The organism is Telluria sp. B2 (assembly GCF_051789535.1).
Classification (GTDB): domain Bacteria; phylum Pseudomonadota; class Gammaproteobacteria; order Burkholderiales; family Burkholderiaceae_D; genus Telluria.
Genome location: NZ_CP196525.1, coordinates 4308054 through 4329713, shown reverse-complemented (window position 1 = coordinate 4329713; position 21660 = coordinate 4308054). Strand labels below are relative to the sequence as shown.

21 protein-coding genes are annotated in these 21660 nt (G+C 65.8%); 11 read left to right on the top strand and 10 right to left on the bottom strand.

The genetic code is table 11. The features are described from left to right. Nucleotides 1–23: 23 nt before the first annotated feature. The gene (locus tag ACSUZJ_RS19215; protein ID WP_499410838.1) at nucleotides 24–638 is read left to right on the top strand and encodes a hypothetical protein; all 615 of its coding nucleotides are present in this window, start codon (nucleotides 24–26) and stop codon (nucleotides 636–638) included. A gap of 36 nt (nucleotides 639–674) precedes the next feature. Here the strand turns inward: ACSUZJ_RS19215 and ACSUZJ_RS19210 are convergent, their stop codons facing one another. Next, a complete protein-coding gene (locus tag ACSUZJ_RS19210; protein ID WP_499410836.1) occupies nucleotides 675–1088 on the bottom strand; it encodes an NINE protein in 414 nt (137 codons plus the stop codon). Between the two features lie 391 nt (nucleotides 1089–1479). Between ACSUZJ_RS19210 and rpsP the strand changes: the two genes are divergently transcribed. The 10 genes from rpsP to ACSUZJ_RS19160 all read left to right on the top strand — a co-directional run bounded on the left by rpsP (nucleotide 1480) and on the right by ACSUZJ_RS19160 (nucleotide 10510). After that, nucleotides 1480–1728: a 30S ribosomal protein S16 gene (gene rpsP / locus ACSUZJ_RS19205; RefSeq protein ID WP_313706804.1), complete on the top strand. Its 249-nt coding sequence runs from the start codon at nucleotides 1480–1482 to the stop codon at nucleotides 1726–1728. Between the two features lie 16 nt (nucleotides 1729–1744). Further along, nucleotides 1745–2299, top strand: coding sequence for a ribosome maturation factor RimM (gene rimM / locus ACSUZJ_RS19200; protein ID WP_499410834.1), 555 nt, complete (start codon nucleotides 1745–1747; stop codon nucleotides 2297–2299). A gap of 26 nt (nucleotides 2300–2325) precedes the next feature. Then, entirely contained in the window at nucleotides 2326–3078 is a 753-nt protein-coding gene (trmD, locus tag ACSUZJ_RS19195) for a tRNA (guanosine(37)-N1)-methyltransferase TrmD (RefSeq protein WP_499410832.1), read from the top strand. Between the two features lie 125 nt (nucleotides 3079–3203). After that, on the top strand, nucleotides 3204–3590 hold the full coding sequence (rplS, locus tag ACSUZJ_RS19190) for a 50S ribosomal protein L19 (RefSeq protein ID WP_313706801.1): 387 nt from the start codon (nucleotides 3204–3206) through the stop codon (nucleotides 3588–3590). A gap of 81 nt (nucleotides 3591–3671) precedes the next feature. Continuing rightward, a complete protein-coding gene (locus tag ACSUZJ_RS19185) occupies nucleotides 3672–4343 on the top strand; it encodes a CoA pyrophosphatase (protein ID WP_499410830.1) in 672 nt (223 codons plus the stop codon). A 124-nt stretch (nucleotides 4344–4467) separates the two neighbouring features. Beyond that, nucleotides 4468–5427: a CobD/CbiB family protein gene (locus tag ACSUZJ_RS19180; protein WP_499410828.1), complete on the top strand. Its 960-nt coding sequence runs from the start codon at nucleotides 4468–4470 to the stop codon at nucleotides 5425–5427. A 315-nt stretch (nucleotides 5428–5742) separates the two neighbouring features. Next, a complete protein-coding gene (locus tag ACSUZJ_RS19175) occupies nucleotides 5743–6090 on the top strand; it encodes a DUF3579 domain-containing protein (protein ID WP_499410826.1) in 348 nt (115 codons plus the stop codon). Between the two features lie 120 nt (nucleotides 6091–6210). Next, nucleotides 6211–6660 (top strand): CBS domain-containing protein, encoded by a 450-nt coding sequence (locus ACSUZJ_RS19170; RefSeq protein ID WP_499410824.1) that lies wholly within the window; start codon nucleotides 6211–6213, stop codon nucleotides 6658–6660. Between the two features lie 185 nt (nucleotides 6661–6845). Continuing rightward, complete coding sequence (locus tag ACSUZJ_RS19165; protein WP_499410822.1) at nucleotides 6846–9602, top strand: M16 family metallopeptidase; 2757 nt, start codon at nucleotides 6846–6848, stop codon at nucleotides 9600–9602. A 122-nt stretch (nucleotides 9603–9724) separates the two neighbouring features. Beyond that, nucleotides 9725–10510, top strand: coding sequence for an SDR family oxidoreductase (locus tag ACSUZJ_RS19160; protein ID WP_499410820.1), 786 nt, complete (start codon nucleotides 9725–9727; stop codon nucleotides 10508–10510). On the opposite strand, the gene ACSUZJ_RS19155 is transcribed toward ACSUZJ_RS19160, so the two are convergent. The 9 genes from ACSUZJ_RS19155 to ACSUZJ_RS19115 all read right to left on the bottom strand — a co-directional run bounded on the left by ACSUZJ_RS19155 (nucleotide 10507) and on the right by ACSUZJ_RS19115 (nucleotide 21536). Then, nucleotides 10507–11028, bottom strand: coding sequence for a GNAT family N-acetyltransferase (locus ACSUZJ_RS19155; protein ID WP_499410818.1), 522 nt, complete (start codon nucleotides 11026–11028; stop codon nucleotides 10507–10509). The two genes, ACSUZJ_RS19160 and ACSUZJ_RS19155, sit on opposite strands and share 4 nt — an antisense overlap. Before the next feature lie 103 nt (nucleotides 11029–11131). Continuing rightward, the gene (locus ACSUZJ_RS19150) at nucleotides 11132–12202 is read right to left on the bottom strand and encodes a flavodoxin family protein (RefSeq protein ID WP_499410816.1); all 1071 of its coding nucleotides are present in this window, start codon (nucleotides 12200–12202) and stop codon (nucleotides 11132–11134) included. A 171-nt stretch (nucleotides 12203–12373) separates the two neighbouring features. Further along, nucleotides 12374–13696 carry a hypothetical protein gene (locus tag ACSUZJ_RS19145; protein WP_499410814.1) on the bottom strand — a complete coding sequence of 441 codons (1323 nt, stop codon included), beginning with the start codon at nucleotides 13694–13696 and terminating at the stop codon, nucleotides 12374–12376. A 213-nt stretch (nucleotides 13697–13909) separates the two neighbouring features. Beyond that, the gene (gene nagZ, locus ACSUZJ_RS19140; protein ID WP_499410812.1) at nucleotides 13910–15469 is read right to left on the bottom strand and encodes a beta-N-acetylhexosaminidase; all 1560 of its coding nucleotides are present in this window, start codon (nucleotides 15467–15469) and stop codon (nucleotides 13910–13912) included. Nucleotides 15470–15496: 27 nt separating this feature from the next. After that, nucleotides 15497–16507: an SIS domain-containing protein gene (locus tag ACSUZJ_RS19135; protein WP_499416601.1), complete on the bottom strand. Its 1011-nt coding sequence runs from the start codon at nucleotides 16505–16507 to the stop codon at nucleotides 15497–15499. Nucleotides 16508–16515: 8 nt separating this feature from the next. Continuing rightward, nucleotides 16516–17601, bottom strand: coding sequence for an N-acetylglucosamine-6-phosphate deacetylase (gene nagA / locus ACSUZJ_RS19130; RefSeq protein WP_499410810.1), 1086 nt, complete (start codon nucleotides 17599–17601; stop codon nucleotides 16516–16518). Beyond that, nucleotides 17598–18476 carry a glucosamine kinase nucleotide-binding domain-containing protein gene (locus ACSUZJ_RS19125; RefSeq protein ID WP_499410808.1) on the bottom strand — a complete coding sequence of 293 codons (879 nt, stop codon included), beginning with the start codon at nucleotides 18474–18476 and terminating at the stop codon, nucleotides 17598–17600. The genes nagA and ACSUZJ_RS19125 overlap by 4 nt, the downstream gene beginning before the upstream one ends. Before the next feature lie 269 nt (nucleotides 18477–18745). Then, complete coding sequence (locus tag ACSUZJ_RS19120) at nucleotides 18746–20071, bottom strand: ISNCY family transposase (protein WP_499410806.1); 1326 nt, start codon at nucleotides 20069–20071, stop codon at nucleotides 18746–18748. Between the two features lie 130 nt (nucleotides 20072–20201). Beyond that, nucleotides 20202–21536, bottom strand: coding sequence for a head GIN domain-containing protein (locus tag ACSUZJ_RS19115; RefSeq protein WP_499410804.1), 1335 nt, complete (start codon nucleotides 21534–21536; stop codon nucleotides 20202–20204). Nucleotides 21537–21660 lie beyond the last annotated feature (124 nt).

The following is a 21660-nucleotide window of genomic DNA, read 5'->3' as shown; positions in this document are numbered from 1 at the left end:
GGTGGGCCAACCCAGGAGCCGATATGCCAATGACGATTGCGCGCGCCAGCCTTTATCCCGCCATGAGCCTCAGTTCGTTGTCCCTGCTGACCGCCTGCGGTGGCGGCGACGACAGCCCGCCGCCCACGCCCGAGCCGCCACCTGTGGCGCTGGCCGACAGCCATACCGACCTGGTCGCGGGCACCATCAACAGTCCCCAGGGCTGGCCGAGCTGGACCGGCACCGGCCAGCCAGTCGGCGATGTCGGCTGCCTGGTGAACATCAATTACCACGTCCACGCGCTGGTATCGATCTACAAGGATGGCGTGCGCCAGGGCCTGCCCGACAACGTCGGCCGCAGCGGCTGCACCTATGAGCTGCACACGCACGACGCGACGGGGGTAGTGCACATCGAAGCGAACGCGCCAAAACGATTCACGCTGGGCCAGTTCTTCGCCGTGTGGCGCCAGCCCCTGCTGGCGAGCGGTACGGCCGGGCTGCCCGGGCCGATCCGCTTCTATCTGATCGACAACGAGACGCTGACGCCCTATACGGGCGATCCCGGCGAGATCGAGCTGACGCGGCACCGCGAGATCGTCATCGTCAGCGGCACGCCGCCGGCGACGCTGCCGCGCTACCGCTGGCCGGACGGGCTTTGAAGAGAAGGGAAGGGGCGGCGCGAGCCCGATTAAGGCTCAGCCGTAGGCGCCGCCCGTGTACATCAGGTCGAACAGGCGCGCGATAGTCGCGATCAGCACCGTCGCGCCCACCATCAGGGTGGCGACCAGCAGCACGGCGAGAAACCAGCTCGAGCGGGTGGGCCTGCCCGAGCCCGGATTGAAGCGCGCGTCCCACTTCTCGTCCGGCGTCAAGCCGATCGCCAGCGCCGCGATGAAGGCGACGATATAGGAGATCAGCAGCGGGAGCAGGGCAAAGAACGCATCCACGCTGCCTTCGGTCTGGCTGTAGACCAGGCCTGCCAACGGCAGGCTGCAGGCGTGCAGCAGTCCAAGCCGATCGACGTTTCCGTGCAAATAGAAGCGGTGCGCGCCCAATCCGCCCAGGGATAACGCCAATGCGGTAGCCAGCGTCTTGTTCTTGTGTGACATGCGAAAAAGAATTTGTTACACGAAAGGAGCAAGTATCGTTCAAAAATGTGCCAAAAGCATCATTTTTTATGTAAATGCTATGTAGCAACCTGAAAAGCTGCCTGGCGCGCCTCGGGAAACGTCCAAAGTAGCCGATGTGGTCACCTGATGCGTGGCCGGAGAGAGCGGGAGCGAATGACGTGCCGATGCGCGGTCGCCAGGGGATTTCGTCAGGCACTCCCGTGCGATGGGGGAGACAGGTAGCGGCCACGCAAAAAATCAGGGATAATGCTCAATTCGGCCGGGACCGCGCGCCCTGTTGTCCGCCTTTTACCATATCGCTTGCTGATCTGCGGCATTGCGCGCTATAATCGTCGGCTTTCTCCGTCCAGTACAACTTTTTGGAATTATTATGGTCGTTATCCGTTTGGCTCGTGGCGGCGCAAAAAAGCGCCCGTTCTTCAACATCGTTGCAACCGATTCGCGTAACCGTCGCGATGGCCGTTTCATCGAGCGCATCGGCTTCTACAACCCGATGGCTTCGGGCGCTGAAGTCGGCCTGAAGATCACCGCCGACCGTCTGGCCTACTGGCAAGGCGTTGGCGCACAACTGTCGCCGACCGTTGCTCGCCTGGTTGCCCAGCAGAAGCCGGCTGCCTAATCAAGCTGTTCCTGGTTTGAGCGATTCAGTTGCAAGCGGGGCGCAAGCCCCCGACGACCTGACCCAGGTCGGGTATGTTTCCGGCGCCTACGGCATTGCCGGCGCCATCCGCGTTACCCCGTTCTCGGTGGATGCGGATGCTTTGCTGAACGTGAAGACCTGGTGGCTCGATAAGCCGAGCCTGCGGTCCGTCACCGTGCGGACCGCGAAGATGCATGGCGGCGACGTGGTCGCCACCCTGGTCGGGATGAGCGACCGCAACCTGGCGGAGGCGCTGAAAGGCGCAGCCGTCCATGTGTCGCGCAGCGCGTTTCCCGAGCTTGAGGAAGACGAGTATTACTGGACTGACCTGATCGGCATGGATGTGGTCAACCTGCAGGGCGAAGCGCTCGGCAAGGTGATCGACATGATGAGCAACGGCGCGCAATCGATCCTGCGCATCGAGCCCGTGCCCGATCCGGCAACCAGCGACAAGGCGCCTGAGCGCCTGGTTCCGTTTGTGGACCAGTTCGTGAAAACCGTCGATCTGAAAGCAAGACAGATTACCCTGGACTGGGGCTTGGATTATTAAGCCGTCCACCTTGAAGCGAGGTCCCGATGCAGTTTGACGTCGTGAGCTTGTTTCCCGAGATGTTTGCCGCGTTGACGCAGTCGGGGATAACCCGCCGCGCCTTCGAGCAGGAACGCTGGGGCCTGAACCTGTGGAATCCACGCGATTTCACCCAGGACCGCCACCGCACCGTGGATGACCGCCCCTATGGCGGCGGCCCCGGCATGGTGATGCTGGCGAAACCGCTTGAGGCGACGATCAATGCGGCCAAGGCGCGCCAGGTCGAACTCGGCCTGCCGGCGCCGCGGGTCGTGTTCATGTCGCCGCAAGGCAAACCGCTGACGCACGAACGCGTGATGGCGCTGAAGGACGAGCCTGGTCTCGTCATCCTCTGCGGCCGTTACGAGGCCGTCGACCAGCGCTTGCTGGACCGTGTCGTCGACGAGGAAATTTCGCTCGGTGACTTCGTGCTCTCCGGCGGTGAATTGCCGGCGATGGCGCTGATGGACGCGGTGGTGCGGCAATTGCCCGGTGTACTGGGCGACGATGCATCGGCGGTCGAGGACAGTTTTGTCAACGGCCTGCTCGATTCGCCGCACTACACCCGTCCCGAAGTGTACGAAGGCGTGCCGGTGCCCCCGGTCTTGATGGGTGGTAACCACGCAGAGATTACCAAGTGGCGCCGCCAGCGCATGCTGGAGGCGACCGCGAAGAAGCGTCCGGAACTGCTGGATGCGGCGCGCAAGGCGGGCCGCCTGACGGCAGCCGACGAAAAGTTTTTGGCCACGCTCTCGGTTTGAGGGCAGGCTGGAAAAAGGCACCGATCCTGGTGCAAGACCTGCGGGCATGTTGCCCGTGCGTTCAACCCCATCCTCTACTGGGCAATAGTACAGCGCCAGCAAGATGGTTTTTGGAGTCATAAGAAATGAACCTGATTCAGCAACTCGAGCAGGAAGAAATCGCGCGCCTCGGCCGCAACATTCCTGATTTCGCACCTGGCGACACCGTGATCGTCAACGTCAACGTCGTCGAAGGCAACCGCAAGCGCGCCCAGGCATACGAAGGCGTCGTCATCTCGCGTCGTAACCGTGGCCTGAACTCGAACTTCATCGTTCGCAAGATCTCGTCGGGCGAAGGCGTGGAACGTACGTTCCAGCTGTACTCCCCGCTGATCGCTTCGATCGAAGTCAAGCGCCGCGGCGACGTTCGTCGTGCGAAGCTGTACTACCTGCGTGAGCGTTCGGGCAAATCGGCACGTATCAAAGAGAAACTGCCGCAGCGCCGCGTCGCTACCACCGCTGCCGCTGAGTAATAGCGTCTGTGGAACGAAAAAGGCATCCTTCGGGATGCCTTTTTCTTTTTGATTCTTCCTTTTTGTATAAAGGAAACGTTCTTGGCCAAGCTGCATCTCGATCCAACCCGCCTGCCAGTTGATGCCATCGCGGGCGAACCGCCTGTCGACCCATCCCTGTTGACGGCCGCGAACCTGCGCGCGCGCTTTGCCGAAGCGCGCCGCGCCTGGGACCCCGAAACCGGGGAGGAAACCCCGTTCCAGCCCGGTCTCAAGTTGCGCCGTGCCGCCGTGCTGGTGCCGCTGGTAGACCGTCCCGAAGGCCTGACCGTGCTGCTGACCCAGCGCACCGCGCATCTGACGAGCCACGCCGGGCAGATCAGCTTCCCGGGCGGACGCGCAGAGGACATCGATTCCTCGCCGATCGAAACGGCGCTGCGCGAATCGGAAGAAGAGATCGGCCTGCACCGCCGCCATGTCGAGATCGTCGGCGTGCTGCCGGAATACGTGACGGCCAGCGCCTACCGGGTGCGTCCCGTCGTCGCCCTGGTGACGCCGCCCTTCGATCTCGTTGCCGACCCGAACGAGGTTGCCGAGATCTTCGAGGTGCCCCTCGCTTTCCTGATGAACGGCGCGAATCACCAGCGCATGTCTTTCGAGCTGCCGGAAGGGGCGGGGCGGCGCAGCTTCTACGCCATGCCGTACGAGCGCTTCTTCATCTGGGGCGCCACTGCCGGCATGCTGCGGAACCTGTTCCATTTCCTGCGTGCATAGCTTTCTCTGAGGCGGGCGTGATACTTTTGCTTCACTTTAGTTACCAGTCCAGATTTGATTATGGCGGTCGTCTGCGCTATCGTAGCGGGCAGCGTAGTATTGCCATAACAAAAGAAGGATTTGCATGACATTTTTTTCCATTCTGTGCGCCCTGCTGATCGAGCAGTTGAAGCCCCTGCGCGCGGATAACCAGGTCTACGGAGGCATCAAGACGCTTGCGATGCGCATCGAAGGCTGGTTCAACGCCGGCGAGCCGAAAAATGGCCGGATGGGATGGATCCTGATGATGCTGGTGCTGGTCCTTCCGGTTGCCATCGTGTACTGGGTGCTGCAATACTACGGGCTGGTCTTTCTCGCCTTTGCCTGGAATGTGATCGTCGTCTACCTGACGCTCGGTTTTCGTCACTACAGCCATTATTTCACCTCGATCCAGCTGGCCCTGAACCAGGGCGACGAAGCCACTGCCCGTTCCCTGCTGGCGGAGTGGACGCGGCTCGACACGGTCGGTATGGATGCCCAGGAAATCGCGCGCATCGCCGTCGAAAAATCGCTCATCACCACGCACCGCAGCGTGTTCGGCGTGTTCTTCTGGTTCCTGATGCCGGGCGGGCCGGCCTGCGCCGTGCTGTACCGCGTGTCCGAATACCTGGCGCGCGCCTGGAACGAGCCCGAGCACATGCGCAACGAGGCCTTTGGCCAGTTCGCCGCCAAGGCTTTCTACTGGATCGACTGGATCCCGGTGCGCCTGACCGCGATCGCCTTTGCCGTGGTCGGCAATTTCGAGGACGCCATCTACGCCTGGCGCAATTTCGCCAACCGCTGGACCGACGAGTCACGCGGCATCATCCTGGCCGCCGGCGGCGGCGCGATGGGCGTGCGCCTGGGCACGCCGCAGGAAAATGCCCCGCAACTGTTGCCGGCCGATGCGGCGACGGTGGATTTGTCCGATGTCGAGACGGATGTCTTGCCCGGCGAAGAGCCGAGCCTGCGCGCACTGCAAAGCACGGTAGGACTTGTGTGGCGCGCCCTGATACTATGGATGATTCTTCTCCTGCTGCTCTCGAGCGTCGTCTGGCTCGGCTAGGCGCTGGAAAGCGCGCCCATGGCGGCGTTGCATTGTCTCGCCGTACTGGCGTACTGTCTTCGACAATGCGCCTTGCCCTGGGCACGTTGTCCAGCGCCGGCGACGTTGGAAAACGCAAATATGACGGCGCGGCATCGCCGCGCCGTACCAGGGTGTTGTCGGCGACAACGCGTCGCGTGGCCGCATCCCTTTCCCGGGGAGTCTGGTCCGGCGTCCTAAAGTTGTCGAGACAAGACTCGTCCGCAGGTCTTCTATAAGATATAATACTGCCGTTGTTCTCATCCACGCAGTATTCTTGTATCAGCAAGCAGCACTATGGCCGAGTTACCGCATACCGGGAACCAGACCGCCAACGGCGAGTTCTTCATCCTGGGAATCACGAATAAAGGCAAGCAGTTCCGCCCGAGCGACTGGGCGGAGCGCCTGTGCGGCGTCATGTCCTGCTTTCGACCAGAAGGTAGCGGCGGCCGCCACGCCCACCTCCAGTTCTCTCCCTATGTCCACCCGACCGTGGTGAACGGCGTGAAGGCCGTTGTCGTGAACAACGCGCTCCAGAAAGCCGAACCGCTGGCTTATCACTTCGTCGTGAACTTCGCGAAGGACAACGACCTGCAAGTCGTCGACGCCTGCTTCGTCGAATTGCCGGGCGACCCTAAGCTGTAAGCCTGTTCGAATCACGGTTTGAGCAAGATCAAGCCGTCTGCCACTCTCCGCATTAGCGTGGACCGCATAGGATGTGGTCAGCTTGCTCGTCGCCACGTCCGCCAACAAGGGGAGGGCATCATGAACATCAGCGAAATCTGTACTGTCCAGACCATTTCCTGCACGCGCGATGAGACAGTGCAGGGGGCAGCGCTCCTGATGCGCAAGCACCATGTCGGCGACCTGATCGTGGTCGACCAGCTCGACGGCGAATCGGTCCCGGCAGGCATCATCACCGACCGCGACATCGTCGTTTCCGTCATTGCGCTCGGGCTCGATCCGGCCGGCCTGCAGGTCGGCGACATCATGAGCGACGACCTCCTGACCTGCCGCGAAGACGACGACGTCTATGCCACCATCGAACACATGCGCCTGCGTGGCATCCGCCGCGTGCCGGTGGTGAACCGCGCCGGCGGACTGACCGGCATCGTCAGCGCCGACGACCTGCTCGAGTTCCTGGCCGAGGAAATGGGCGACCTGTCGCGCATCAGCGCCAACCAGCAGGCCCACGAGAGGCGGGCGCGGCATTGAGTCGGGGGAGGGCGGGAGGACTCGCCTATCTCGCGCATCAAGAGTTTGTGCCATCGCAGTGTTCGCGCACAGCAATAGTGCGCGGCAGCATCACCCGCATCGGCCATCTGTTACCATCGCCGTTGGCGCGCCGTCCCAGGCGGCGCATGCGCGTCCTCGCGGGCGCACCCACCTGACGGGACCACATGAACCTGACGAGTTACCAGCGCGGCCTGCCTGCGCACCTGATCGCCGGCGCCCTTGCCTTCCTCGCCTGCGGGAGCGCCTGGTCGGCGCCGCTGCCCAAGGGCGTCACGCTCGGCCCTTCGGTCGAGGGCATCACCGAATACCGGCTCGCCAACGGCCTGAAGGTCCTGCTGTTTCCCGACGCCTCGCGCCCGACCGTCACCGTGAACGTCACTTACCTGGTCGGCTCGCGCCACGAGAACTACGGTGAAACGGGCATGGCCCACCTGCTCGAACACCTGATGTTCAAGGGTTCGCGCAAGAACCGCGACATCACCCGCCAGTTCGCCGACCGCGGCATGGAATTCAACGGCACCACCTCGCTCGACCGCACCAATTACTATGAAGTGTTCCAGGCCTCGAACGAGAACCTGGACTGGGCCCTGCAGATGGAGGCTGACCGCATGACGGGCTCCTTCATCGCCCAGAAAGACCTGGATTCGGAAATGACGGTGGTGCGCAACGAATACGAGAGCGGCGAGAATTCGCCGTCGGGCGTATTGGTAAAACGCATGCAGAGCGTGGCCTACGACTGGCACAGCTATGGCCGCTCGACCATCGGCAACCGCAGCGACATCGAGAACGTCCGCATCGGCAACCTGCAGGCCTTCTACCGCACCTGGTACCAGCCCGACAACGCCGTACTGCTGGTGGCGGGCAAGTTCGATCCCGACGCTACCCTGGCGAAGATCAGCCGCCTGTTCGGCGTCATTCCGAAGCCGAAGCGCACGCTGCCGGCGTTCTGGACGGTCGAACCGCCCCAGGATGGCGAGCGCAGTTTCGCGGTGCGGCGCCAGGGCGACGTCCAGATCGTCATGCTGGGCTACAAGGTGCCCTCCGCGCTGCACGACGACAGCGACGTGATGGCCTTCGCCTCGACCATCCTGGGCGACGTGCCGACCGGCCGCCTGCACAAGAGCCTGGTCGAAACCGGCAAGGCCAGCCAGGTCTTCAGCTTCGGCCAGACCGGCTATGCGCCCGGCCTGCAATACATCGGCGCGGTGCTCAAGAAGGGCGAGCCGGTCGAGCCGCTGCGCGCCGCGCTGACCCAGGCGGTGGAAAGCTTCGGCGACACGCCGCCCACGCCGGCCGAGATGGAGCGCGTGCGCCGCCTCTACGAGAACGAGATGGAGCGCAGCCTGAACGATCCCCAGCGCGTCGGCGTGGCGCTGTCGGAAACCATCGCGCTGGGCGACTGGCGCCTGTTCTTCACCGGGCGCGAGCGCATCAAGACCATCTCGGCCGAGGAAGTGGCGGCGGTGGCCAAGCGCTACTTCCGGCGTGACAACCGCGTCACCGGCACCTTCATCCCCGAGGAGGCGCCCCAGCGCGTGGTGATGCCGGCGGCGCCGACCGTCGCCAGCATCCTGGAAAAATTCAAGCCGCGCGCATCGACCCTGGTTTCCGAGGACTTCGACCCGAGCCAGGCCAACATCATGAAGCGCACGACGCTGGTGACCGCCGGCGGCGTCAAGCTGGCGCTGCTGCCGAAGAAGAACCGCGGCGAAGCCGTCACGGTCGACCTGCGCCAGCACATCGGCGACGAAAAGAACCTGTTCGGCACCGGCGCCATTCCCGAGCTGACCGCCGCCATGCTCATGCGCGGCACCAGCCGCTACACGCGCGAGCAGTTGTCCGACGAATTCGACCGCCTGAAGATCGCCGGCAGCCTGTCGCACTTCCAGACCACGCGCGAGCACCTGGCCGACGCGCTGCGCCTGGTCGCCCATGTGCTGAAGGAACCGGGCTTCCCGCAGGCCGAGTTCGAGCAGTTGCAGCGCCAGGCCGTCGTCGGCCTCGAAGCGAGCCGCAACGAACCGTCGGCGGTGGCGAGCCGCGCGCTGTCCCGGCATTTCGACATCTACCCGAAGGGCGACGTGCGCCACGCGAACACCCTCGAGGAAGACATGGCCGAGCTGAAGGCGGCGAAGCTCGCCGACCTGGTGGACTTCCACCGCCGCTACTACGGCAGCGTACCGGCCGAGATGGCGATCGTCGGCGATTTCGACGCGGCGACGATCGCGCCGCTGGTCGACGAGCTGTTCGGCGCCTGGCGCGCCCAGGAAAACGTGGCCCCGGTGCTGCGCCGCTACGCCGAGATCGCGCCGCTGGCGAAGACCATCGATACCCCGGACAAGGAAAACGGCGTGTATATCGCACGTATGAACCTCGACCTGAACATCGACGACCCGGACTACCCGGCGCTGATGCTGGCCAATTACATCTTCGGCGAGGGCGGCCTGCGCTCGCGCCTGATGGACCGCATCCGCCAGAAGGATGGCCTGTCCTACGGCGGCGGCTCCCAGCTCGATGCGGGCGACCTCGACCGCGCGGGCAGCTTCTCGATCAGCGCCATCGCCGCGCCGCAGAACCTGCAGAAGCTCGATGCGGCGGTGCGCGAGGAGCTGGCGCGTGCGCTCAAGAACGGCTTTTCCGCCGCCGAACTGGCCGGCGCCAAGTCGGGCCTGATGCAGCAGCGCGTGCAGACCCGCGCCGACGATGGCGCCCTGGCGACCGGCTGGACGGCCTACCTGTACCGCGACCGTACCTACGAATGGTCGCGCCAGTTCGAGGCGAAACTGATGGCGGTCACCCTGGCGCAACTGAACGCGGCCTTCCGCAAGGCGATCGACCCGGCCAGGATGTCGGTCGTGCTGGCCGGCGACCAGGAGAAGGCCAGGGGGGCCAAGGCGGACGGCGCCAGGGCCGCACCCTGAGCCGCGCTGCCGGCGGCGTTGCATCCTGGGGACGGCGGATTGATCCGCATTGATCAATATGCGCCGCCCGGCTATGATGTTGCCTTTCAGCATCATTCCGATGTGTTCAGGAGTCGTAGTACATGAAGGGCAATAGCAAAGAACCGGCCGCCATCCCGTTCGCAGGCAAGGTGGTGCTGGTAACAGGTGGCGCGAGCGGCATCGGGCGCGCCACGGCGCTGGCCTTCGGCCGGGCCGGCGCCTCGGTGGTGATCGCCGACGTCTCGGTCGATGGCGGCCACGCGACCGCGGCGATGATCGTCGAGAATGGCGGCAAGGCCTTGTTCGTGCAGGCCAACGTGACCCGCGCGGCCGAGGTCGAGACCCTGCTCGACAAGACTGTCTACCACTACGGACGCCTCGACTGCGCCGTCAACTGCGCGGGCCTGCAGGCCCCGCCCGCGCGCCTGGACGAGCTCGACGAGGAAGAATTCGACAGGGTCCTGGACGTCAACGTGAAGGGCGTGTGGCTGTCGATGAAGTACCAGCTGCGCCAGATGGTGAAGCAGGGCGGCGGCGCGATCGTCAACCTGTCGTCCAGCTTTGGCCTGGTCGGCGCGCCCCTGCAGGGCGCCTATGCCGCCAGCAAGCATGCCCTGGCCGGCCTGACCAAGAGCGCAGCGGCCGAGTATGCGAAAGACGGCATCCGCGTCAACGCACTGTGTCCAAGCGCCGTGCGCACCCCGATGCTGGCGCGCGCTCTCGGCGGCGAAGCCTCGGCCGAGAAGAAACTGCGCGCCGCCCACCCGATGAGCCGCTTTGCCGAGCCGGGCGAGATCGCGAACGCCGCCCTCTGGCTGTGTTCCGAGCAGTCGTCCTTCGTTACCGGCCATGAGCTGACCGCCGACGGCGGCTTCACTGCAATCTAATCTTCCAATACCAATCGCATCGGCTGCAGCATCAGGGCCGAGCCGGCCCGCATCGGCACCGGCGCGTTCACCGCCCGGAAGCCCGCGCGCTGATACAGGCGCGCTGCAGCCGAATTGCCGAGGGTGACGTCGAGCTCGACGAAGCGGGCGCCGCGCTCGCGCGTCCAGCCGAGCGCCGCGTCCAGCAGGCCCTGGGCCACGCCGCGCCCGCGGCACTCCGGCGCCACCCACATCTGGTAAAGGTGTACCAGCGCCGGGTTGACCCCATCCACTTTCGCCCAGACCAGCCCGGCAGGCTTGCCGTCGAGCTCGGCCACCAGCGGACAATCCTTGCCCGAGACCGCGGCCGCCGCCAGGCGCGCCGCCCACTCTTCCGGCGTGCGCGCGCTTTCGGACTCCAGGGTGCTGTAGAAGGCGTCGGGCGAATCGGCCAGCGAACGCAGGCGCAGCTCGCGGTAAGCGGCCCATTCGTCCGGATACAGCGCACGGATCAAAGGTGAAGGATGCAATGCGTTCATGACAAGAAAGTAGTATTTTTATATTGCAACAATACTACCACGTCGACTCTGGTCGTGTTCGATATGTCATCGTCCGGCGACTGGGCTTTCCGCTATGCAAACCCTATTTCGGCCGCGGTGCACGCAGGCGTGCGCCGGGCGGCACGATGCGCCCGGCGCGCAGGTCGCGTACCGTCAGCGCGACGGCACGCGCCACGTTGCGTACTTCTTCCTGGAAGGCGGTGTCGCGGTCGAGCGTTTCGTGACTGGTGGCGTAGGGCTCGTAGTAGCCGACGAAGCGGTCGAGCTGGCCGAAGCTGCCCGAATCGACCAGGCCCATCCAGTTCAGCCAGTCCGACAGCCCGCGCCGCGTGCCCTCGATGCCGGCCACGTCGCCGTGCACCACCAGGCCGAAAGCGCGCCCGGCCAGGTGCTTGGGATAGTCCCAGCCGTCCAGCTCGATCTGCTTGGCCTTCTCGGCGTCCTTGCCCTGGGTGGAGCTCGGATCGGTGTTGCCGCCGTCGGCGCAGACCAGGCGGTCGATCATCAGTTTCAGTATCGATGGCGCCTGGTACCAGTAGACCGGGGTCAGGATGATGACGCCGTGGGCGGCCACCCAGCGCTCGTAGATCTCGTTCATCCAGTCGCCGGTCTGGTGTTCGGAATGGTTCGGGTAGCAACTGCACGGCCAGTGGCACAGCGGCATGGCGGTGGCCACACAGGACTTGCAAGGATGGATGTGGCGATCGTAGTCGGAAATGATCCGGCTCAGGTCGAGCACGTCAGTCTGGATGCCCTGGCCGTCCAGGGTCTCGCGCGCAAGCTGGGTCAGGCGCCAGGTCTTCGACATCTCACCGGGGCAGCTGCCGTCGTTGCGCGCGGCCCCATTGATGAGCAGGATGCGGCTGGGCGTGGCCGGGTCCTTCTGGAGCGCCTCGGCAGCGAGCAGGCGCTCGTGCGCGGCGCGCCATTCAATCGACAGGTCGTAGTCGGGATCGGCGAAACCAGGACCGGCCTTCACCGTACGCGGTGCCTTGCGCTTGTCGCGATAAGCCTGCCAGGCCACTTCCTCGACCGCCGCCAGTTCGTCCGCCACCGCCTCGAAGGCCGGATCGAAGAACTGGTCGATGAACTTGCGATGGAATTCGTCCCGCTCCAGCTTTGCGGGCGCCTGGCCCTTGCGCACCGTCGTCATGTCGCCTCCCTCAATGATGAACCGATTATCAGGCCAGTTCTGCGGGGCCGATGTACGCCACCGCACGGTGGAGTACCTGAAAGGCGCTGCCAACAGCAGCGGTGACGGCGCCGAATAAAAAAAGCGGGCGGCGCTTGACGCGCTCGCCCGCTTTCGCAGTGCGGATAAGGCTTACTGGCCGGCTGGTGCCGCGGCCGCGGTAGCCTGGGCGCCGCCGGCTGCCGGCTGCTTGAGCAGCATGACCCACAGGCGCGCCGCGTCGGAGAAGCCGCCGCTGGCTTTCACGCTTTCGAAGGTCTTGATCGCTTCGTCCTTGCGGCCGGCCTTGGCCTGGGCCGCGCCCAGGCGCAGCTTGGCTTCGTCGGGCTGCTTCAGGCCGCCCTTGGCGATACCTTGCTGCATGAAGCCGATGCCCTTGTCGTACTGGCCCATGGTGACGTAGGCCCAGCCCAGGTTGACCAGGCCGGCGCCGTTCTTCGACTTGGCGGCCGAGGCTTCGCCGCTGGCGATGTTCTTGGCGTCGTCGGCGGCCTGCTTGTTGGCGCGGTCGCGCAGCTGGCCGTGGGCCTTGGCGTTTGCGCCCTTGCCCAGCACGCCGGCGGCATAGCCCGCGTCCATTGCGTTCTTCGCTTCGGTCGGGAAGCCTTCGCGCAGGGCGGTCTCGGCCAGGTCGACGTAGTCTTCCTCGCGCATGGTCTTGGTGGCGGCGAACTCGAGGCGCAGCACGGTCATGAAGTTGTCGGCGTTGAAGCCCGGCTTCTTGATGACGCCGACGCGGATCAGTTCGTTCCAGTATTCGTCGGTCGGGTAGTAGGCGACCATCTTCTCGACGGCGGTCGCGTAGGCCGCGTTGTCCTTGGCCTCGTGGGCAGAGCTCAGCAGCAGCTTCAGGTCTTCCTGGGTCGGGGTCTTGCCGGCCTTTTCGGCGTCGGTGACGATCTGCATCAGCTCGTTCTTGGCGCCGGCGTAGTCCTTGTTCAGGTACATGGCGCGCACCAGCAGCGGACGCGCGCTCGTCATGTCGCCGCCCATTTGCTGGTAGCGCTTGAGCTGGTCGATGGCGGCGCCGTAGTTCTTGGCCTTGTACTGCAGGTCGGCCACGGCCAGGATCAGCTTGGCCTGGTTTTCCTTCGGCTCGAAGCCCGAAGCGACGACGGCTTCCGCGGCCTGGATCACCGCCGCATCGTTGCCGCTGGCCGAACCGTGGACCATCTTCACGCGGTTCAGGACGTAGGTCTCGTAAGGCGTCTTGTTCGGGATCGCTTCCGCCTGGGTGATGCGGTTCTGCAGTTCAGCGAAATTTTTGGATGCAACCAGTTGCTGCACCTGGTTCGAGTCGATCAGCTTGAACAGTTCCGGGCGCACGGTATTGGCTGGCGCGGCTGCCGGGGCATCGGCTTTCTGGGCATGAGCGCTCGTCATCAGGGCAGGCGCAGAGTTCAGGCCGACGGCAGCCAGCAGCAGGCAAAGGCGAGCGAGGCGGAATTGGGACATGAATGATCCTTCTAAAAAGATGAGCGGTAGGAAATCCGCGGCAAGATGGCGATTCTGCCAACCTTGAACAAACGCGCATTGTCCCATAAAACGGCCGGGACCTTGCGGCGCAATTGTGCCGCAAGGCGGGCGCTTGCGGTGGGGCGGTTACATTGCGTTACCGAGATTGAATACGCGAATTTGAATCAAGGTAACGCAATGCCGTGGACGCTGTCAGAAGCCCGGCACCGGGCAGCGGCCTGTGGCCTCGATCTCGCCCGCCAGCCAGGCATTGACCGCCTCCAGCGCCGGTGCGGCGAAGCCGTAGGTCATCAGGGCCGGGGCGCCGAAGTCGAGCGCCTGGTAGGGGTTCCACAGCGCCAAGTGCAGGTCCGGGCGCCAGGTGCCGCGCGCGTTCGGGCCATAGCGGCGGCGCGAGGTCGAGGCCAGGATGGTGAAGCGGCCGTCGTCGGGCAGGGCGCGCCAGTCGAAGCTTTCGGGGTCGGCGAAGGTGACCAGGTCGACGTCGAACAGGCGGCCGAGCGAGGCGGCGATGCTGCTTGCCGGCACCCCGGCTTCCGAGACGCCGTCGCTGACCACGTCCTGGCGCGCGACCAGCCTGATCCTGCTGCCGGCAGGCGGACGGCGCACCGCGCCGCGTGCGCTCAGGGCCCGGCGCCAGGCGCGCGCCATCAGTGCGCGGTCCTCGAGATCGGTGCTGTAGACCGGCGCCTCGTCGGCGCCGACCTGCGCCGCCACGCCCGCCGCCACTGCGCCCTGTGCGTTCAGGCTTGCGCCGGCGGGGTGCGCTTTTGCCAGCGCGGCCAGGCGCGCCAGCTTCGCTTCCACTTGCGCCATCGGCAGCTCGCCCGAGGCGATCGCCGCCGCGATCGCCGCCACGGTCTCTTCCTGGGTCTCGCGCGAACCGATCGCCATCACCATGTCGGCGCCGGCCACCAGGGCGCGCACGGCGGCCTGGCCGGCGCCGTAGCGGTGGGCGATCGCGTGCATGTCCATGCCGTCGGTGATTACCACGCCTTGGTAGTTCCACTGCTCGCGCAGGATGCCGGTCAGGATGGGGCGCGACATCGTCGCCGGGTACTCGGGGTCGAGCGCCGGGTAGACGATGTGGGCGGTCATCATGGCGGGCGCCGGCCGGTCTCCCCGGGCCGCCATGCGGAAGGGCGCGAACTCGAAGCGCTCCAGTTCGGCGAGCGGCTTGTCGACGGTGGGCAGCGCGCGGTGCGAGTCGACGTGGGTGTCGCCGTGACCCGGGAAGTGCTTGACGCAGCAGGCCACGCCCTCGGATTCGCTGCCGTCCATCCAGGCCAGGGCGATGCGGGTGGCGGTGCTTGGGTCGGCGCCGAAGGAGCGCTCGGCGATCACGGGATTGTGCGGGTTGTTGTTCAGGTCCAGCACCGGCGCGAAGTTCCAGTTGAAGCCGAGCGAGCGCACCGCACGCGCCACCGCCGCGCCGACCTCGCGCGCCAGCGCCGGGTCGTTGGCCGCGCCCAGGGCCATGGCCGAGGGCGGGGCCGGCACCCAGGTCGAGCGCACCACGGCGCCGCCTTCCTGGTCGAGCGCGATCAGGGCCTGTTCGCCCATCGCCTCGCGCAGGGCGCCGGTGAAGCGCGTCAGCTGCGATGCGTCCGTCATGTTCTGGCGGAACAGGCAGGCGCCGCGCACGCGGTTATTGCGCAGGAAGGCGGCAGTGTCCTCGTCCAGCTCCGTGCCGAACAGGCGCACCATGATCAGCTGGCCGGCGATACGCCGGAATTCGCTCAGTTCATCCATCTGCATTCTTCAGTTCGCTCGGTTGGCTTAGTTTGTCTTGGTGACTTTGCTCAGGTGGCGCGGACGGTCCGGATCGAGCCCGCGCGCCTTCGACAGTTGCGCAGCCATCACATAGAAGGCCTGGATCGCGACGATCGGGTCGAGGTCGGGCGTCGCCGCTACCGGCAGGGTCAGGTCGCGCTCCGCCACGTCCTCGGGCGCGGCCAGCAGCACGCGCGCGCCGCGTCCGCGCATCTCGGCGGCCAGCGCCAGCAGGCCGGCCTGGGCCGGGCCGCGGGTGGCGAAGATCAGCAGCGGATAGCCTTCCTCGATCAGCGCCATCGGGCCGTGCTTGATCTCGGCGCCGGAGAAGGCTTCGGCCTGCAGGGCCGAGGTTTCCTTGAATTTCAGCGCCGCTTCCAGGGCGATGGGGAAGCTGATGCCGCGCCCGACTACCATGATGTTGCGCGCCGGCGCCAGCACCTCGATGGCGGCCGACCAGTCGACCTGGCTTGCCGCGCGCAAGGCGTCGGGGAGAAGCGCGATACCGGCCTTCAGTTCGGCGTCGTCCTGCCATTCGGCCACCAGGCGGGCGCCGGCGACCAGGCTGGTGATGAAGCTCTTGGTGGCGGCCACGCTCTGTTCTTTACCAGCGTGCAGGGGCATGGTCCAGGCGGCGGTCTGCGCCAGCGGCGAGGTGTCGTCGTTCACCAGCGCCACCGTGGTGGCGCCGCCGTCGCGGAAGTACTGGATCGGCTCGACCACGTCCGGGCTCTGGCCCGACTGCGAGATCGCGATCGCCAGTGTGTCGCGGGTGACGAGCGGCGACTTGTACAGGGTGATGAGCGACATCGGCAGCGAGGTCACGAGGCGGCCCAGGCGCGACATGATCAGGTAGGCGACATAGCCGGAGGCATGGTCCGAGCTGCCGCGCGCCACGGTGACGGCGCTGTGGAAACTGGTCGACCTCAGCGTGCGCCCGAGTTCGGCGTAGCGCTCCACGTCCTGGGTCAATTGCAGGGCGACGCAATCGCCGGCGGACATGGCTTCTTGCAGCATGAGTGAGGTCACAGCGCTTCTCCTTCTATATGAACGGCTTTGATATTCAGTTCGCGGTCGAGCACCACGAAGTCGGCATGGCAGCCCGGGGCGAGGCGCCCGCGCAGGCTTTCGCCGAGGTAGTCGGCGGCATTCGTCGAGACCCGGCGCGAGGCCTCCGCCAGCGGCAGGCCGATCTTTACCAGGTTGCGCAGCGCCTGGTCCATGGTCAGCGTCGAGCCGGCCAGCGTCCCGTCGGCCAGGCGCACCCCGCCCATGCACTTGTGGACGACCTGGCGCCCCAGCATGTACTCGCCGTCGGGCATGCCGGCGGCGGCGGTCGAATCGGTGACGCAGAACAGGTGCGGAATGGAACGCAGCGCGACCTTGATCGCACCCGGGTGCACGTGCAGCAGGTCGGGAATGATCTCGGCGTACTGGGCGTGCGCCAGCGCCGCGCCGACCATCCCGGGTTCGCGGTGGTGCAGGCCGGGCATCGCATTGAACAGGTGGGTGAAACCGGCCGCGCCGTGCTCGAGTGCCGCCAGGCCGTCCTCGTAGGAGCCGCTGGTGTGGCCGACCTGGACGCGGATGCCCGCTGCGGCCAGCGCGCGCACCAGTTCCAGGTGGCCGTGGATCTCGGGCGCGACCGTGATCACGCGCATCGGCGCCAGGCGCTCGTAGGCCTCCACTTCGGCCAGGGTCGCTTCCTTGGCGAAGGGCGGCTGGGCGCCCAGCTTGGCGGAATTGATGTACGGGCCTTCCAGGTGCACGCCGAGGATGCGCGCTTCCCCCTTGCCGCGTTCCCTGCAGGCGGCGCCGATGGCCGTCAATGCGCGCTCGATGTCCTCGGGCGGGGCGGTCATGGTGGTGGCCAGGATGCTGGTGGTGCCGTGCCTGGCGTGCAGGGCGGCGATCACGTGCGGGGCGTCGCCGCCTTCCATCATGTCGCGCCCGGCGCCGCCGTGCACGTGCACGTCGATGAAGCCGGGCAGGATGTAGTCGTCGTCGTTCGATTGCGGGTCGACGGGCGTGCCGTCGATGGCGTCGATCATCGCGCCGAAGCGCAGTTCGCCGTGGACCCAGCCGTTCGGAGTAAGGATGTTGCCTTTCATTGCGCCTTTTCCTTCAGGTGCTGTTCGATCATGCGCAGGGCGCCGCGGGCCGAGTCGCCCTGCGGCGGCGTGCAGCGTGCGCGCGTGGCTTGCGGCAGCCAGGCCAGCAGGACGTCGCCCAGGCCGCCGCACAGCGCCAGCGGCAGGGTAGTGCTGGGGTCGAGGGCGCGGGCGATGCCGGCTACTTCGCGTCCGGCGTGCTCCAGGATGGCGCGCGCCACCGGGTCGGTATTCCCATGGGCCACCACGAAGCGCGCCAGGCTGGCATAGGCCGTCTGGTTGGCGCGCCCGAGCCAGATCTGCACGGCGTCGCGGTTGCCGCCGCAGGCTTCGATCACGTCAAGCGCAAAGGCGCCGCCCTCGACGCGGCCGTCGAGCACCTGCTCGATGTGGTTCAGGGCGCGCAGGCCCATCCAGGCGCCGCTGGCCTCGTCCCCGGCCGGGAAGCCCCAGCCGCCGACTTCGACCTTGGTCCCGTCTTCGCGCATCGCTTCGCCGACGCTGCCGGTACCGATCGCGACGATGGCGCCGGGCCGGCCGCCGTGCGCGCCCATCAGGGTGGTGAAGCCGTCGGTGTCGAGTACGAGAGCGGCGAAGCCAGGATCGGCGGCAACGAACTGGGCCGCCCACTCCTTGTTGTGCACGCCCGCGAGACCGAGGCCGATGGCCATGCTGGACAGGGGTGGGTTGCCGATGCCGGCGACGGCGCAGGCTTCGCCGATGGCCGAGAGAATGGTGGTCCAGGCCTTGGCGACGCCCTGCGAGAGGGCCGAGGGGCCGGCGCTGGCCTGGGCCAGCTCGGCGCCGTCGCGGCCTGCCAGGCGCACGCGGGTGCCGGTGCCGCCGCCGTCGACGCCGATGAGGTATTCGATCATGTGGAAAATGACTATGCCGGAGAGGTCAGGGCACTATAGGGAGGCGCTCCCGGCTTGTCAACAGGTATTTAACTGGTATTAAGATGTGAGGCGCGGGCATGCCTCCATAAGCCCGGGTTATGAATCTAAGTCATTGATATAGAAGAGCTTATGCTGGTATGCGAATTGGTATTGGTTCAAGCCGTAGGGTGGGCACGGGGTGCCCACCCTGTAGCAGCAAAGTAGAAATGTCCGCTTTTGGCAAAGTTAAAATGTCCGCGATCTGGATGTCACACTCGTTTTTGCGCGGACGCTTTCTTCGCTGCCGTCGTGCCCTGGGCAATGACAGAGCCGGGTAGGTTGGCGCGATGATGACGAGCACGCTGCCTCTTGTCGAGCGTTGCATGGAGCGATTTTGCATCGGTATCGATACGGTTTTTTGGTCGCGATACGGCCATGCTGGTGTGTCCGAGTACCAGTCTGTTTGCCCGTAGCTCGACGCGTCCATCGGCGTAGGTATGGATGGCGATGGGTTGACCAACCTGGCTGCGTGCATCGAGCGTATCGTTCAGCACGAGCAGGCAACTGCCGTGCTTGAGCGTCAGTTGCTTGCTCAGCTTGCGGGTCTCGCGGATAGTGAGGATGAGGTCCAAGTCGTCGCTGACATGCAGTTGCGTGTGCTTGTCGAGTTCGCTCGATGGGGCGCAGGCAAACCGTTCGTTGTAGCGCAGGACATACTGCTCGCACCATGCGTTGGCCGCCTCGATATTGTCGATCCCGTCCAACCGCAGCTCCTTTACCAGGCGGTCCTGCAAAACGCGGTTGACCCGTTCCACTCGGCCTTTGGCCTGGGGCGTCTTGGCGCAGATGAGTTCGATGTCGAGCTGGTCGAGCGCACGCTGGAATTGGGTACAGGTGTCGCTGGTGGCCGATGGCGAGCGAAAGACGGCTGCACGGTCAGAGTAAAAGGCCTGTGGTTTGCCGTGCTGAGCAATGTAGCGCCGGGTCGCTTCAAAGTAGCTGATGGTTGACTCGGTGTCGGCGAAATACAGCTGCAGCAGTTCTCCTGTCGCGTCGTCGACGTACACCAGCAACGTACAAACGGCGCCGCGTCCTTCAAACCAGTCGTGGCGGCTGCCGTCGATCTGCACCAATTCACCACGGCAGGAACGTCGCTCCCGCGGCTGATGCAGCGCTGCGCGCTGCACACCCTTTGGGGACCAAAGGCCCGCGCCGATCATCAGCTTGCGCAGTGTTTCCTTCGACAAGGTCAGCGCGTGCCGCTCCTGCAATTGCTCACACGCCAGCGTCGGGCCAAAGCCCATGTAATGGTCGCGTATCAGCTGCAGTGCTCTCTTTGCCACGTCTGCCTTGAGCTGGTTATTGCTAGGCTTGCCCCTGTTCCTGGCGGCCATCGCGTTGGCGCCACCCTCGGCAAACCGTCGCAGCAGTCGCAGTACCTGGCGGGACGTAATCTGCAGCCGCTGAGCTGCAATGGCGACCGTTATCTCGCCGCGTGTGCATGCACCGATGATCTCGGCACGGTTCCACTCCTGCATCGTCATGCTCCCGGTTTTGCTCACGCTGGACTCCAAACTGTTCAGAGTCGACAGCATGAGCTATCGCGCAAAAGCAGACATTTCTACTTTGCCCAAACCGGACATTTCTACTTTGCCCTTACACACCCTACAAAACCGGATGCGCGGCGGCATCGAGGCCGGCGGACCGTTGACGTGCCCGGTTTGCTCACTCCACCTGTCGCCTTCCGCGCTCGACCAGCACCAGTTCGCCCTCGCTGCCGCGGGCCGCGTCGCGCACCTGACTGACGGCCGCGCTGCCCGGGCCGCGCACGTCGATGTCGGTCTGGCGCACGGTCAGGCGGCGCGCCTGCAGGGTGCCGGAACCGCTCAGCTCGGCCTGGATGCGCTCGGCATGGCCTTCCAGGCGCACATTGCCCGGTCCGCGCATCTTCAGCATGACGCGCTTGCCCTCGACCTTGCTTGCCAGGTCGCCCGAGCCGTGCAGGGCGGCGTCCAGCGTGTCCGTGACCCGGTCCAGGGTGACGTCGCCGGGGCCGCCGCTGTCGATCGTGGCGTTGTGCACCGGCAGGCGCTCGGCTTCCAGCGCCCCCGAACCTTCGACCACGGCGCGCAGTTCGTCGGCTGTGCCGCTCAGCGTGATGTTGCCCGGTCCGCTCATGCGCAGCAGGGCGCGCCCGGCCTGCAGGCCGCGCGCCTCGAGGTTGCCCGAGCCGTGCACTTCCGCCTCGAACTGGCGGATGCCGCCGGCCACGCAGGCATTGCCCGGCCCGCGCTGGACCGTGGTGACTTTCTCGGCCTGCAGCTCGCAGGCGTCGAGGTCGCCCGAACCGCTCACTTCGGCGCGCAGTTCGCGCGCGCTGCCGCGCAGCTGCGCATTGCCCGGACCGCTGACGCGGGCCATGGCGCGCGCCAGGCGCAGGCCGTCGGCTTCCAGGTCGCCCGAACCGCTCAGGCGCGCCGACAGCTCGCTGCCGATGCCGGCCACCTTGACGCCGCCGGGGCCGGACTGGGTCAGGTCGAGCTTGTCCGCCTTCAGCTGGCGCAGGTCGAGGTCGCCGCTGCCGCTGCTGGCCACGACCAGATCGCGCACCGCGCCGCGTGCGCGCAGGTCGCCCGGTCCGGAGGAGACCAGACTGAAGCGCTCGCCGCCCACCTGTTCCAATTCGACGTCGCCACTGCCGCGGTTAGCCAGGCTGCGCAGCCCGGAGGCGCCGATGCGCACCACGACCTGTCCGCGTTTCCTGTCGGGCCCGAAGTGGATGCCCCAGCGCGATTTCTGGCGCACGACGAGGGTGCCGCCGCGCACTTCGGATTCGATTTCGGCCAGTTCCTTCGGCGCGCCCGACAGTTCCAGCTGCGGCGCGCCTTCGCTGACGATCACGCGAAACGGGCCCGACAGTTCGATGGCGTGGAAGGCCGTAACCGCGCGCTTTTCAAGCGTGGAGGCGCGCTTGTCCTGCGCGGCAACGGGTTGCAGCATGGCGGCGCCGGCACAGAGGGCGACGGCGGCCAGGGCGGTGTGCTTGATTCGGGTGTGCATGGCTTCCTTGTTGTTTTTGTGATGAAGAGACTCCACGTTAGAGGATATTGAACGAATATACGCCGTCCAACCGATGGATGAACGGAATCGGGGAGCAAACGGTCGAACAGGGGAGCTGAACGGC